The organism is Microbacterium sp. HMH0099 (assembly GCF_049384025.1).
Taxonomy (GTDB): domain Bacteria; phylum Actinomycetota; class Actinomycetes; order Actinomycetales; family Microbacteriaceae; genus Microbacterium.
In genome coordinates, this window is the sequence record NZ_JBMRJR010000001.1 from 169,767 (window position 1) to 183,686 (window position 13,920).

General features: G+C 70.0%; 12 protein-coding genes. 5 read left to right on the plus strand and 7 right to left on the minus strand.

Features of this window, described 5'->3' with window-relative positions; translation table 11 throughout:
- Positions 1 to 310: 310 nt before the first annotated feature.
- Both ACO03V_RS00665 and ACO03V_RS00670 read right to left on the minus strand, forming a co-directional pair.
- Positions 311 to 961 carry a hypothetical protein gene (locus tag ACO03V_RS00665; RefSeq protein WP_423136223.1) on the minus strand — a complete coding sequence of 217 codons (651 nt, stop codon included), beginning with the start codon at positions 959 to 961 and terminating at the stop codon, positions 311 to 313.
- Between the two features lie 46 nt (positions 962 to 1,007).
- Positions 1,008 to 1,664 (minus strand): hypothetical protein, encoded by a 657-nt coding sequence (locus tag ACO03V_RS00670; protein ID WP_423136224.1) that lies wholly within the window; start codon positions 1,662 to 1,664, stop codon positions 1,008 to 1,010.
- A 346-nt stretch (positions 1,665 to 2,010) separates the two neighbouring features.
- Between ACO03V_RS00670 and ACO03V_RS00675 the strand changes: the two genes are divergently transcribed.
- Together ACO03V_RS00675 and ACO03V_RS00680 are read left to right on the plus strand one after the other, a co-directional pair.
- Entirely contained in the window at positions 2,011 to 2,937 is a 927-nt protein-coding gene (locus ACO03V_RS00675) for a helix-turn-helix domain-containing protein (protein WP_423136225.1), read from the plus strand.
- Positions 2,938 to 3,029: 92 nt separating this feature from the next.
- Complete coding sequence (locus ACO03V_RS00680) at positions 3,030 to 3,917, plus strand: helix-turn-helix domain-containing protein (RefSeq protein WP_423136226.1); 888 nt, start codon at positions 3,030 to 3,032, stop codon at positions 3,915 to 3,917.
- Between the two features lie 59 nt (positions 3,918 to 3,976).
- Here ACO03V_RS00680 and ACO03V_RS00685 read toward each other — a convergent pair whose 3' ends face one another.
- Complete coding sequence (locus ACO03V_RS00685; protein WP_423136227.1) at positions 3,977 to 4,795, minus strand: SDR family oxidoreductase; 819 nt, start codon at positions 4,793 to 4,795, stop codon at positions 3,977 to 3,979.
- Between the two features lie 165 nt (positions 4,796 to 4,960).
- Entirely contained in the window at positions 4,961 to 6,001 is a 1,041-nt protein-coding gene (locus ACO03V_RS00690; RefSeq protein WP_423136228.1) for an RICIN domain-containing protein, read from the minus strand.
- A gap of 328 nt (positions 6,002 to 6,329) precedes the next feature.
- Here ACO03V_RS00690 and ACO03V_RS00695 point away from each other — a divergent pair, with 328 nt between their 5' ends.
- From ACO03V_RS00695 to ACO03V_RS00705, 3 genes are all read left to right on the plus strand, one after another.
- Complete coding sequence (locus tag ACO03V_RS00695; RefSeq protein WP_367732705.1) at positions 6,330 to 7,229, plus strand: NAD(P)-dependent oxidoreductase; 900 nt, start codon at positions 6,330 to 6,332, stop codon at positions 7,227 to 7,229.
- Positions 7,230 to 7,265: 36 nt separating this feature from the next.
- Positions 7,266 to 8,696, plus strand: coding sequence for a GntP family transporter (locus ACO03V_RS00700; protein ID WP_423136229.1), 1,431 nt, complete (start codon positions 7,266 to 7,268; stop codon positions 8,694 to 8,696).
- Between the two features lie 156 nt (positions 8,697 to 8,852).
- Positions 8,853 to 9,557 (plus strand): FadR/GntR family transcriptional regulator, encoded by a 705-nt coding sequence (locus ACO03V_RS00705; protein WP_423136230.1) that lies wholly within the window; start codon positions 8,853 to 8,855, stop codon positions 9,555 to 9,557.
- Between the two features lie 21 nt (positions 9,558 to 9,578).
- On the opposite strand, the gene ACO03V_RS00710 is transcribed toward ACO03V_RS00705, so the two are convergent.
- The 3 genes from ACO03V_RS00710 to ACO03V_RS00720 all read right to left on the minus strand — a co-directional run bounded on the left by ACO03V_RS00710 (position 9,579) and on the right by ACO03V_RS00720 (position 13,882).
- Positions 9,579 to 10,547: a DNA-methyltransferase gene (locus ACO03V_RS00710; protein WP_423136231.1), complete on the minus strand. Its 969-nt coding sequence runs from the start codon at positions 10,545 to 10,547 to the stop codon at positions 9,579 to 9,581.
- Positions 10,526 to 11,575, minus strand: coding sequence for a lipoate--protein ligase family protein (locus tag ACO03V_RS00715; protein WP_423136232.1), 1,050 nt, complete (start codon positions 11,573 to 11,575; stop codon positions 10,526 to 10,528). The genes ACO03V_RS00710 and ACO03V_RS00715 overlap by 22 nt, the downstream gene beginning before the upstream one ends.
- Positions 11,576 to 11,653: 78 nt before the next feature.
- On the minus strand, positions 11,654 to 13,882 hold the full coding sequence (locus ACO03V_RS00720; protein WP_423136233.1) for an MMPL family transporter: 2,229 nt from the start codon (positions 13,880 to 13,882) through the stop codon (positions 11,654 to 11,656).
- Positions 13,883 to 13,920 lie beyond the last annotated feature (38 nt).

Sequence of the window (13,920 nt, forward strand, 5' to 3'; positions counted from 1 at the left end):
TCGCAGTCACTTGTATCCTCGCCGCGATTGCTGCCCGCCTCCACCTTCCGGAGTTTGTCGCCGTCGTGTAGTCGCCGTGGACCTGGTAACCTCCCGACCTTCCCCGCGATCGCTCAGGTGATGAGGTCGTCGAACACCTCGGGAGACGTGAGAATGACCGGTCGGTCCACCCTGCAGACGATCGGCCCCCTCATCAGGAGGGGGCCGATCAGAACCCGACAAAATGTCGCGTCGTCGTCCAAGCAGCGCGGGGTCTCCGTGTCAATGAGGTAGGGCCGAGACGCACGTGGCCCCCACCGGCGCAAACGAGTCAGCTACACGCGATCGCAGGCAGGCTGGTGTAGATGTCGTCACTCGCGGTCGAGCTCTTGCCGTTGTACGGCATGACGAACTCCCACTGCACCTGTACCGTCTTCGTCTCGGTCGCCTTGTACACCGACGAGTAGGACTTCCACGGGCGAGTGTCGCCGGATTTCTGCTGTATGTTCAGCTGGTTATTGCCGTAATAGTCTGCGCGCGTACTGTAGTCATCCGAGATCTGAGATCCGTCAACGTAAAGGCGTGAGTACTGGACCTGCGATGTATTCTTATCGAAGTTCCCGTAATTGCCGTAAGCATCCCAGTCGAATGTGTACGTCTTCCCCGCCTCAACAGTCATAGAGGCAGTGATATACACGCGACCGAATTCCTGCTGACTATCGTTGCTGGTGTTGTTGCCATTGGAGACGAAGACCTTACGGCCGTCAATCGTGTCGAAGTACCCCTCCTGGTCCACGTGACCGTTGTTGGAGACGGTCCACGACGAGGGTTGCGACAGGTTGGGGCAGGCAGATCCGGTAGCGGCGAGGGCAGGAGATGACGTCGCCGCAACGATGACAGGAACACTCCACGCAGCACCGACAAGAACCGCTCGTCGCCCCGGGGTCATGTTGCCGAGCGGGACGGATTCCAGATTCGTCAATTTTTCTCCTTTAATTGGAAGCTCGTGTTTCGGTCGGGCCGATTTGTCAACTGCAGGCGATCGCCGGGAGGCTCGTATAGATGTCGTCCGATGAGGTCTGCTGCTTGTCGGGGTAGGGCAAGATGAACTCCCATTGGACCTGTACCGTCTTCGTTTCTGTAGCTTTGTACACGGACGAGTAGGACTTCCAGGGACGCGTGTCATCAGATTGCTGCTGAATATTCAGCTGATTGTTGCCGTAGAAGTCGGCGCGGGTGCTGTAGTCGTCGGAAATTTGAGAACCATCGACAGACAGGTGCGAATACTGGACCTGGGAGGTGGCTTTGTCGAAGTTCCCGTAGTTGCCATAGGCATCCCATGTGAAGGTATACGTCTTTCCCGCCTCCACAGGCATCGATGCCGTGAGATACACACGCGCAACCGCCTGCTGACTGCTGTTGCTGGTGTTGTTCCCATTCGAGACGAATACTTTTCGCCCGTCGATGGTGTCGAAGTATCCCTGCTCATCGACGTAACCGTTGTTCGAGACCGTCCATGACGACGGCTGCGAGAGGTTCGGACAGGTCTCGGTCGCGGCGAAGGCGGGGGCGGACGTGGCGACGGCGATGACGGGGACGCTCCAGGCCGCACCGGCCAGAATCGTTCGTCGCTTCATGCCGGCGGCGGCGACGTGGTCGCCGGCCGGCTTCGTGATGTCGGACATGGTTCTCCCTCGGGAATCAGGTCGAGCGGCCGGACGCCGGCATCGACAGGCCTCGCACGGCCCTCGGTCAGGCCGCGGTGGGCTGCACACACTCTGCGGAGACCGATTCATCTGCATCGGCTCCGAGGTCGCTCATTCGAGGCTGTGTCCGGGATACCTGTCCGAGTTCACCCCGTAGCGGTCTGCGCACGCGAACCGAAGCGACACGAGCCCTTGGGAGGGCGTTTCGGGTGAAGTTCGCTACGTAGCGGGGTGAAGAAGCAAGAGGCCATTCCCGGCAGATCTCGGGGCCGCGCATCCTCGCAGAGCCACCGCGGGGAAGGTGTGCAGAGGGGAGGTGCGCTCCGTGCCACAGCAGCAGACCCCCGGCGCCGCCCACGCTGCCACCGAGACGGCCCGTTGGTTCGACGACCGTGGATGGGACGTCCACCTCCGAGGCGACTCGCCGTACTGTTTCGCCGATGAGTCCGTGCACCTCTCGACGACCATCCGCCGGGTCGCGCACTCCCCGCTCGCCGCCGTCCGCCGCGTGCTCCCCGCGCCGAGCATCCTCGTGATGATGCAAGCCGAGGGGGAAACCACCGTCCGTACCCGCGACGGTCGGGATCACCGCGTCGAAGAGGGCGGCGTCCTCGTCTGCGCCCAGCAGAACGTCGTCGCCCTCTCCGCGGACACGTCGTCCGCACGGGTCGAGGTCGAGCTGCCCGCCGAGATCGCGACGTTCGAGCTCCCCGACTCGATGGTTCTCACGGCCCCGGCCGACGCCTCGCGTGCCGTCGTCACCCTGAGCGCCGTGGTCATCTCCCGCCTCAACATCGCACCCCGCACGTCGCCCGCGGTCGATCTGCACCTCCAGTCCGCGATCGCGGGCCTGGTGGCATCCATCGTCAACGAGCTCGTGGTGAGCGGCATCCCTCCGGCATCTGACGAGGCGCAGAATCTGCTGGCCCGGGCGCTCGCCCTGTTCGACGCCCGCGCCGGATGGCACGGCGTGACCGTGCAGTCTCTGGCCTCTGAACTGGGGGTGACACCACGCCATCTGGCGCGCACGTTCCGCATCGCCTTCGCCTCCCCCAAAGCCGCGCTGACCGCGCGCCGGTCGCTCGCGGCGCAGCTCCTGCTCGCCGGCGACCCGAACGCCTCCCTGTCGTCCATCGCGCGCGCGAGCGGATTCCCCTCCGCGAACGCCCTGCGGTATCACCTCACCCGAACCACCGAGGGGCCAGAGAGACGGGCCCCGCGAGGGGGTGAATTCGTTTCGTCTCGCGGATGATTTCGCCCGGCGGGTTCCGTCGCGGTCGACGAAGCACAGCAACCATCGAGTGACGCCTGCTCGCTCGAGACGGCCCGACCTCTGGGAGTCCGATGACGACCGCTGCCAGCCGCCCCCGGCGCCTCGACGGCGCGGCGATGAAGGCGTGGTTCTCGGATCACGGATGGCGGGCCACCAGCGACCTCACCTACGGCTACGCCTTCATCGACGAGGAGCCTCTCTTGTCGACGGTCCTGCGGCGGGTCTGGCACACGGCCTCGACCTTCGAACGCCGTTCGAGCTCCGACCTGCCCCAGCCGGCCGTCTGCGCGCTGATGCAGGTCGAAGGCGAGACCCACCTGCGCACGACGGTCGGCGAGAAGATCACGCTGTCGCAAGGGTCCGCGCTGATCTGCGTCGCGACGCAGCTCACCGCGATGCACTGCACAGCCCCCTCCGCCCGCATCGAGGTCGAATTCCGGGTGGCCGCACCCGATCCGATCCGCACGCAGGTGCTCAGCAGGCGAATGGACGACGGCGTGCCCTGGGCCGCGCTGACGTCGGCGGTGAACGGCATCCTGAACTCGCCACCTGACACGTCGCCCACCACGAACTTCGCCTTGCAGGCGGGCATCATCGGGCTGGTGTCCGCCCTCCGCGCGGACATGACCGAAAGAGCACGACAGGACGCCTTAATCGCCCCGGACGCCACGCTTTACCAGAAGGCCCTCGCGTACATCGACGCGGACTCGAGCGACCCGGACTGCACCATCCAGACGCTCGCGAGGCGGCTGGGGGTGAGCCCGCGGCACCTCGCCCGCACGTTCCAGGCGCACGGCGCGAGCCCCCGCGAGGTCCTCGCACGGCGCCGCTACCGGGCCGCCCTTCTGCTGATGCAGGAGGAACCGCGACCCCCGCTCGCGCAGATCGCCCGGGAGGCGGGGTTCTCGTCCGCCGACGCCCTGCGCTATCAGCTGCGGCACCGGCGCGGTCGGAGCTGAGCGCTGCACACGACGACGGCCCCGCCTCCTTCGAGAAGCGGGGCCTTCGTCGCCCGGGGTCAGGAGCCGTGGGCCTCCTCGGACACCGGCTGCCATTCGCGCCACGTCTGCAGACGGGATTCGTAGTCCTTCTCGGCTATGCCCAGGGGCGCCCTGCCGAAGAAGATGCGCAGCGGCGGGTTCTCCGCATCCACGACCTTCAGAATCGCGGCGCGGGTCGCTTCCGGCGTGCCGGGGTCGGCGGCCGACGGACGCTTCGACGCCTGCTCGCGGACGTCGGCGTAGGCCTCGATCTCCTCGCTGCGCCTGGCGGACGGGCCGGACCAGTCGGTGGAGTAGCCGCCCGGCTCGATGAGGGTCACATGGATGCCGAACCCGGCGACCTCCTGCGACAGCGACTGGGACAGTCCCTCGAGGGCCCACTTCGACGCGTGGTAGGCGCCCACCGTGGGGAACGCGCTGATGCCGCCGATGCTCGAGACCTGGATGACGTGACCCGAGCCCTGCTCCCGCATGACGGGCAGAGCCGCCTGCGTGACCCACAGGGCGCCGAAGAAGTTCGTCTCCAGCTGCGCGCGGACCTCGTCCTCAGTGAGCTCCTCGACCATGCCGAAGTGGCCGAAGCCGGCGTTGTTGATGACGACATCCAGCCGCCCGAACTTCTCGTGGGCCTCACGGACGGCATCCCGGTCGGCCGAGCGATCCGTGACGTCGAGCTGCAGCGCGAGGAAGGTGTCGGGATAGGCGTCGACGAGCTCCTGCACATCGTCGAGGTTGCGTGCGGTTCCGGCGACGTTGTCGCCCCGCTCCAGCGCCGCCTCGGCCCACTCGCGGCCGAAGCCCTTGGATGCGCCGGTGATGAACCAGGTCTTGCTCATGGGAGTCCTCCGAACAGGTGAGGGTGAACGCGGCGACGCTACGCCCCTCCCCCGCGCCCGCGGCGGGCTTGACACCCGGGGTGGTCGGGGGAAGGGCGCCGGCCCCGACGGGATCCCTTCGCGTGGGCGAAGGAACCCGCCGGGGCCGGCGCTGTTGCCAGAAGGTCAGAGACCGTCGTGGTGCATGGCCTGGACGAGACGGACGTTCCGCTCGAAGTTGACCTCGTTGTACTCGTTCGAGTAGTTCAGGCCGTAGGGCCAGAAGTGGGACCCGCCGCAGTTGATGCGTGCGTCCGGGCCATCCCAGGAACGCAGCAGCGGAAGGGCCGACGGCCAGTCCTGCGCGTCGCACTTGCCCTGGAAGTGACCCGCGGTGCCGACACCGACGGTGTGCGAGATCTCGTGGAGCGCGGTGCCCTCCTGCATGAAGCCGCGGTTCGAGCCGAATCGGATGTTGCCGTTGATGCTCGCGTCAGCAGTCTGAACCCACGGCGCGTACTCGACCGTCAGATGGCGGTGCGTGTTGTTGTGGCGGTTGTAGCGGGCGACGGCGCGATCCATCGCGTCGGTGATCCGGGCGTAGGCATCGGCCTCGTCCTCGGTCGGGTTGGCCGACCGCGCCAGCGAGTAGGTGAGCTTCGACACGTTCGGGTCGGTCAGACGCCAGCGCTGCACACCGGAGTTGTTGCAGGTCGACTGCGTCAGCCGGGTGCCGTCGGTCGGGGCGGCCTCGCTCTGCAGGCACAGGTTGTTGTAGCGGTTGCGGATCTCGGTCCACCCGCCGCCGACATCGGTCAGCGCCCACTGCTGCACCTCGTTGCGCAGACAGGTCCACTGCCGCACCTCAGATCCCGGCGCGGTGGCGAAGTTGAAGTTGTCGAGGCAGAGGTTGCTGTGCCTGTTCTTGATCTCGGCGTACCCGTTGCCGAGGTCCGTGACGGCCCACAGCTGGTTCACGCCCTCCAGACACGTCCACTGACGAACCTCGGCGCCCGGGTCGGTGTTGAAGGCGTAGTCGTCGAGACAAAGCGTGTTCTGCTGGTTGCGGATTTCCTGGTTGGGGCCGGTCCCGACAGGGGCGGCCGCGGAGGCGGGCGCGGTCGCGCCGAAGGTGGTGAAACCGATTGCGAACGCGACGACGAGCGCGCCCAGCGCCCGGGTCCTCGTGTACCGCTTCGGACGGGTGGACGTCGATGTCCGGAACATGGTGTGCCTCTCAAGCACGGAGCCCGTCAGGGCTGGAGTGGGGGAATCTCGCGCGCGCACGCCGAGGCATCGGAGTGCACGTTCGAGCACGGGGCGACGTCTCCTCCTCGAGACGACGAGACGGCCGGGGGACCGCCTGGGTGTGCCAGTTTTCTTCGGGATGATCGCTCATGTTTGCGCTAACATCCTGCCGGAATCATGGCAACGAGCGCTTCGCCTGTCAAGGTCCGGCCGCCGACGAAGCGTGACATTTTTCGCTCGCAACCCATATGATGGCTGACGCCTGACCACTGCCCGGTGGTCGCTAGGAAGAGCGAAGGAGCTTCTCATGACCGCCGCCTACACCGTCACCGTCCTGGGGCTGGGGGCGATGGGCCTCCCCATGGCCACGCGTCTCGCGACCGGACTCACCGTCCACGGCTTCGACATCGCGGAGGCCCGTCTGCGCCTCGCGGAGGAGCAGGGCGTGACGCCGTTCCCCTCCGCGCGCGAGGCCGTCGCGGACGCGGACGCGGTCCTGCTCGCCGTCCGCGACCAGTACCAGCTGGACGACGTGCTCTTCGGCGACACCGGCATCGCGACGGCGCTCCGCCCCGGCTCCGTCGTCATCCTCACCAGCACCGTCGGCACCGCGGGGATCCGCCCCGTCGCGGAGCGTCTCGCCGCCGACGGGATCGACCTCGTCGACGCTCCCCTCTCGGGCGGCCCCGTCCGCGCCGGGCAGGGCGACCTGCTCATCGTCGTGGGCGCCACCCCGGCCGCGCGTGAGAAGGCCGCCCCGGTGCTGGAGCTCCTGGCATCCACTCTCACCGTCGTCGGCGACAACGCCGGAGACGGACAGGCGCTGAAGACCGTCAACCAGCTCCTCTGCGGCGTCCACATCGCCGCCGCCGGAGAGGCTCTGGCCCTCGCGGACGCCCTCGGACTCGACCCCGAGAAGACGCTCGAGGCCCTCATGGGCGGGGCCGCCGCCTCGTTCATGCTCGGCAACCGCGGTCCGCGCATGCTGCAGGCCTACGACGAGGAGGGCGCCGAGGTGCTGAGCGCGCTCGACATTTTCGTCAAGGACATGGGGATCGTCGGTGACGCCGCCCGCCGCGTCGGTCTGCCCACCCCGGTCGCGGCCGCGGCCGAGCAGCTGTACCTCACCGGTCGCTCGCAGGGCCTCGGCTCCCGCGACGACTCCTCCGTCATCCGCGCCGTGGCCCCCGAGCGCCGTCGCGGCTGACCCTCACCTCTGCCCGGAATCGAAGGAGATCCCGACGTGTTCATCCACACCGCGGACACCCCGCCCATCGCCCCCGCCGTCGAGTTCGGCACCGGGGCGCTGCTCGCCATCGCCGCGGCCGGCATCGCCCTGCTGCTGGTGCTCATCATCCTGTTCAAGGTCCACGCCTTCGTCGCGCTGCTCATCACGAGCGTCGCGGTGGCGCTGTCGGCGCAGATCCCCGCGGGCGACGTCTTCACCCTCGTCGCGAACGGCGTCGGCTCGACCATGGGCAAGGTGCTCATCATCATCGCGCTGGGCGCCATCCTCGGTCGGTTGATCGAGGTGTCCGGTGGGGTGCAGCACCTCGCCGAGAGCTTCACCGACCGCCTCGGCCCTCGCCGGGTGGCCGTCGCGCTCACGATCGTCGCGTTCGTCGTCGCCATCCCGGTGTTCTTCGAGGTGGGCGTGATCGTGCTCGTGCCGATCCTCTACGCCTTCAGCAAGATCGCGGGCGTCAAGCCGATCGTCTTCGGCCTGCCCATGTTCGGCCTCATGCTCGCCGTGCACGTCGCCGTCCCGCCGCACCCCGGCATCGTCGCGGGCGCCGGCGTCTTCGGCGCCGACCTGGGTCTCGTCACGGCGATCTCGCTGCCGATCTGCGCCGTGCTCGGACTCCTCTGCTTCTGGGTCGCGCGGATCATGAACCGCACCGACTACGCCCTGGCTCCGCGGGTGGCGGCGCAGATGGCGGAGTTCGGCCAGACCAGCACGGTCATCGAGTCCCGTCGCCCGGACGGCACCGTGATGGCCCCGCCGCGCGCCGGCACCGTCATCGGCCTCATCGCCCTGCCGATCGTGCAGATCCTCGTCGGCACGGTGCTCTCGCTGAGCCTGCCGGCCGACTCGGCCGGGCGCGGAGTCGCCACGTTCATCGGCACGCCCGCCTTCGCCCTGCTCGTCGCGGTCCTGGTGGCGTTCTTCGTGCTGCCGGTCCGCCGTCGCTGGGGCCTGGCCCGGACCAACGAGGTGTTCGAGAGCTCCATGCCCCCGATCGCCTCGATCCTCCTCGTCGTCGCCGGCGGCGGCGTCTTCGGAGCCGTCCTCCAGGCGTCGGGCATCGGCACCGCCCTGTCGGTCACGCTCGAGAACCTCGGCGTGCCCCTCCTGGGGGCGGCGTTCCTCATCACGCTCGCGCTGCGCGGAGCCCAGGGCTCGGCGACCGTGGCGATCGTGACGACCGCGAGCCTGCTGTCGGCGGGCGTCGCCGAGGCCGGCTACAGCCCGCTGCAGATCGCCGCGGTCGCGGTGGCGGTCGGGTTCGGCTCGCTCGGCCTGTCCATGGTCACCGACGCCGGCTTCTGGATCGTCACGCGCTACCTCGGGCTCACCGTCGCCGACGGCCTGCGCACCTGGACCGTGCTCACGACGATCCTCGGTGTCGCCGGGTTCCTGCTGACCTGGGCGGTGTTCGCCCTCGCCGGCTGAGGTCTGCCGCTCCGCCGGGGCGGGGACGCATCGCGGTGGGTCCGAGGCGGTGTTCGTGCATCGGGCGGGGTGAGCGCACCCCAATGCAGGAACGCGCCCCGGACCGACCCGGTCTTCCCCGGCCCGGCGATTAGGTTGGACCGGAAAGGGGATGCCATGGCACGACGTTCACGCGTCGACGAGGTCGTCGACGGTCTCTTCGACGACATCATCGCTCAGCAGCTGACCGCCGAGCAGGCTCTCCCCAGCGAGGCCGAGCTCGGCGAGCGCTTCGACGTCAGCCGCGTCACGGTCCGCGAGGCCATCAAGACTCTGCAGGCACGCGGCGTCGTCCGCGTCGAGAGCGGCCGCGGGTCGTTCGTGCAGCCCCTCGCCCGGTGGACCTCGCTCAGCGCCGTCCTCGCCGCCACCTCCGCCGGCGCGGACGCGTCCGCGGCGGAGCAGCTCATCGAGCTGCGTCGCATCTTCGAGACCGGTGCGGCCGCGCTGGCCGCCGAACGGGCGCAGGACACCGAAGTGGATGCCATCGAGGCCGACCTCGCGTCGATGAGGGAGGCGCACCGGGCCGACGACCTCGACGCCTTCGTCGCGGCCGACCTGTCCTTCCACGACCGGATCCTCTCGGCATCCCGGAACCCGTTCCTGCGGGTGATGTTCGCGCCGCTGACGGAGGTGCTCTCGGAGCGGCGGGCGCAGACGTCGCGGGTCCGGGTCATCCAGGAGCACGCCATCGCCGAGCACGAGCGCGTGCTCGAGGCCATCCGCAGCGGCGACGCCGACGCCGCGCGACGGGCGATGGACGGGCACATGCAGCAGACGCTCGACGACCTGCGCCAGCACGTCCTCCGCGCGGGCGACTGACCGGGCGCGCGGCGGGAGCCGTCAGGCGTGCACGTCCGCGTGCGGAAGACGCTTGCGCATGACCGCCACCGCGTCGGCGTTGTCGTCGATGAGCACGGAGCGGCGGCCGAGCGGCGACGCGACCGCCCCGAACGTGCCGCTGCCGGCGAACATGTCGAGCACCCGGTCGCCCGGACGGCTCGAGGCCTGCACGATCCGGCGCAGCACGCCCTCGGGCTTCTGCGTCGGATACCCCGTCTTCTCGCGGCCGGTGGTCGGCACGATCGTGTGCCACCACACGTCGGTCGGGAGCTTGCCGCGGGCGGCCTTCTCGGGCGTGACGAGGCCCGGCGCCATGTACGGCTCGCGGTCCACCGCGTCGGTGTCGAAGAAGTAGCGGTCGGGGTTCTTCACGTACACGAGGATCGTCTCGTGCTTGGTCGGCCAGCGCCGCCGCGACTTCGCCCCGTAGTCGTACGCCCAGATCAGCTCGTTCAAGAAGCGCTCGCGCCCGAACAGCGCATCGCACATGACCTTCGCGTAGTGCACCTCGCGGTAGTCCAGGTGGAGGTACAGCGTGCCGTCGTCGGCGAGCAGCCGCCACGCCTCCACGAGCCGCGGCTCCAGGAAGCCCCAGTAGTCGTCGAACTTGTCGTCGTACGTACGCAGGTCCCCGCGCAGCCGCGAGTACTCCCGCCCGTGGAAGCCCCGCTGCACGACGGGAGCGGGCGCCTCCTCGTCGACCTCGCCCGGGAGGAGGAGAGGGGATGCCACGGGCTCGGGGGCAGCGGCATCCGGGGTCTCGTCCGCCGGAGGCGTCCACTTCGCGGACTCGACCGCCTTCTGACGGGTGCGCCCCGTGTTGAAGGGCGGGTCGAGGTAGACGAGGGTGAACGTGCCGTCGGCGAACGTGCGCGTGACGTCGAGGTTGTCGGCGTGGTGGATCTCGACGGCGCCCTCGTCGAGGATGCCGTCGATCGTCTCGGCGCTCACGGGACGCGCTGCAGCCACGCGTCGGTGGCGAACTTCGACGCGACGAGGTCCTCGGCCTCGGCGTACTCGTCCGGAGTGACGTTGCCCGGGGTCGCGCCGTACAGCGTGGTGAACGTCTGGATGAAGCGCTCGATGATCTCCTCGCGCGACAGACCGGTCTGGCTGCGGAGCGGGTCCACGCGCTTGGCGGCCGAGACGGTGCCCTTGTCGCTGAGCTTCTCGCGGCCGATGCGCAGCACCTCGGTGAGCACCTGGCCGTCCATGTCGTAGCTGAGCGTCGCGTGGTGCAGCACGCCGCCGTTCGCGAGACGCTTCTGCGCCGCACCGCCGATCTTGCCGTGCGGACCGGCGATGTCGTTCAACGGCTGGTAGACCGCGTCGATGCCCAGCGAGCGGAGCGCCTGCAGCACCCAGTCGTCGAGGAACGCGTACGAGTCGGCGAACGTCATTCCGGCGACGAGGGATGCCGGGACGTAGAGCGAGTAGGTGACGATCGAGTTCGCGCCCATGAGCATCGCACCGCCGCCGGAGATGCGGCGGACGACGTCGAAGCCGTGCTTCTGCGCCCCGGCCGGATCGACCTCGTTGCGCAGCGACTGGAACGAGCCGATGACGACGGCGCTCTCGTCCCACTCCCACAGGCGCAGCGTCGGCTTGCGCAGGCCGGCGCCGACGCGGGTCGTGAGCACCTCGTCGAGGGCGAGGTTCATGCGGGGCGAGACGGGGCCGTCGTGGACGACCTCCCACTCGAAGTCCGCCCAGCCGGGGGCGGTGACGAGCGCGCGTCGGATGGCCGTGGCGACGGCCTCGGGCGTGAAGCCGAGCAGCTGCGCCCCCTCGGGCAGGGCGGCGCGGATGGCCGCGGCGATCGTCGGGACGTCGGACTCGATCGGGAGTCCGTTCACGGCCGCGTCGATGTCGTCGAGGGCGTCGTCGGGCTCGAGGAAGAAGTCGCCCGCGAGATGGAAGCCGGAGATGCGTCCGTCGCGTTCCTCGAGGTCGACGACGACCAGCTTCCCGCCAGGGACCTTGTACTCGCCGTGCATGCGTTCAGCCTACGCGGGGCGTCGGCGGGGTGCCGTCGGGGTGCCGTCGTGCGGGGTCGGGGTGCCGTCGTGCGGAGTTCACGGCCGACACGCCGGTACGGCCGGGTCCGCCCGCGGCGTGTCGCCCCGAACTCCGAAGGACGGCATCGCGGGGGCCGCGGGAGAGGACGGCGGCGGGGCCGCGGCGGGGAGCGGGCGAACGGGCCGGGAGCCGGGCCACCAGTTCGCCCGTCCGAGCAGGGTCATGACCGCGGGCAGCAGCAGGCCGCGGACGACGGTCACGTCGAGGACGACCGCGACGACCATGCCCACGCCGATCTCCTTCATGGCCACGAGCTCCCCGAACGCGAAGCCGAGGAACACGATGCAGATGGCGGCCGCGGCCAGGGTCACGACCGGGCCGGTCCGCGCGATCCCGTGGCGCACGGCCTCGGCGTTGGCCCGGCGGGGGTCGACCGCGCGGTCGCGGGCGCGCCAGCGCTCCGTGATGCGCGCGAGCAGGAACACCTCGTAGTCCATCGTCAGGCCGAAGGCCAGCACGCCGATGAGCAGCGGGGTGGTGAGGTCGAGCGCGCCGGTCGGGGTGAACCCGAGCAGCGCCCCGCCCCACCCCCAGGAGAACAGCGCGACGAGGACCCCCAGCGTCGCGGACACCGTCAGACCGGCCAGCAGGAGCGCCTTCACCGGGACGATCAGCGAGCGCGTGAGGGCGAACAGCAGGGCCACGGCCGAGACCGCGATGACGATCGCCGCCCACGGGGCGCGCTCGCGCAGGTGGTCGCGGGAGTCGACGAGGAAGGCCGCCGGCCCGGTCACCCGTACGGCGACCGCGGCATCCATCCCCCGCACCTCCTCGACGAGGCGCACGGCCTCCGCCCCCGTCGCGGAGTCTCCGACGGGACGGAAGTCGACGACGGTGACGTCCGCCGGCAGGCCCGTGACGAGGTCCGCGTCGGCGACCTCGGGACGCGCGGCGATGCGGTCGAGGAGGTCGGTGACGGCGGCATCCTGGACCGAACCCTCGACGAGGACCGTGACGGGCTCGACGCCGAGACCCGCGAACCCGGTCGTGACCGCCTCGTACGCGCGCCGCTCCTCGGCGGCGGCGGGCAGGGACCGGATGTCGGAGGAGTCGAGGGAGAGGGATGCCAGCGGTGCGGCGAGCGCGAGCAGGGCGGCCGTGGCGCCCACGGTGACGAGCAGCGGCCGTCGCTGCGCGAGCCGGGTCGAACGGACCAGGAGGCCCTCGCGGGACCGCCCCGGACGGCCGGGCCACGGCCGGGCCCAGGTGCGGGCGTGCCGTGCGGGGAGGGCGCGGCACAGGAAGGACAGGGCGGCCGGGACCAGGGTCAGGCCGGCGAACGTGGCGAACAGGACGACGACGGCCCCGCCGAGCGCCATCCCGGACAGGAGCGGGTCGCCCAGGATCAGCAGGCCCAGCAGCGCCACCCCCACGGCGAGCCCCGACACGAGGACGGCCCGGCCCGCTCCGGCGAGCGCGCGGCCGACGAGGTCGTCGACGGGTGCCTCCGGCGTCGCGGCCCGCTCCTCGCGCAGCCGCAGGACGACGAGGAGGGAGTAGTCGACGGCGAGGCCGAGTCCGAGGATCGTGACGACGTTGACGGCGAACTCGTTCACCTCGGCGATGCGGGCGAGACCCCCGAGGACGGCGAGGGTCGGCGCGACCGCGGCGAGCGCCGCCAGGACCGGCAGCAGTGCGATGCGGATCGAGCCGAGGACCACGGTGAGCAGGGCGACCACCCCGAGGAGGGCGATCCCCTCCCCGACGGCCGCGTCGGTGGTGGCGCGGTCGACGAAGGCCGCCTCCGCGAGCAGCTCGCCGCCGACGAGCACCTCGGGAGCGTCGATCGTCCGCAGGACGTCGGCGACACGGGATGCCACGGCGTGTGCTTCGTCGCCGTCCAGGCCCTGTGCGAGTTCGACGACGACGAGGGACGAACGGCCGTCGTCGCCGATCGCGCCGCCCGCGGTGTAGGCGTCGGTGACCTCGGCCACGCCGGGCAGCGCCCGCACCTCGGCCATGACGGCCGTGGCGCTCTCGCGCAGCGCCGGGGCGAAGAAGTCCTCGCCGGAGATGACGGCGGTGACGATCTCGCCCTCGGGGTCGAGGGCGTCGAGGCGTTCCTGGGTCGTGCGGGACTCCGAGCCCGCGGGGGCGTCGGCGACGGAGACGGCGCGGTCGAATACGTCGCCCGCGAGGGCGGAGCCGCCCGCGACGAGGACCGCCCAGGCGACGAGGACGAGGAGGCGGTGCCGGCTCATCCGGCGGCCGAGGGAAGCGAGCATCGGGGGTCTTCCTGAGAACGGAGGAGCGCCTCCGGTGA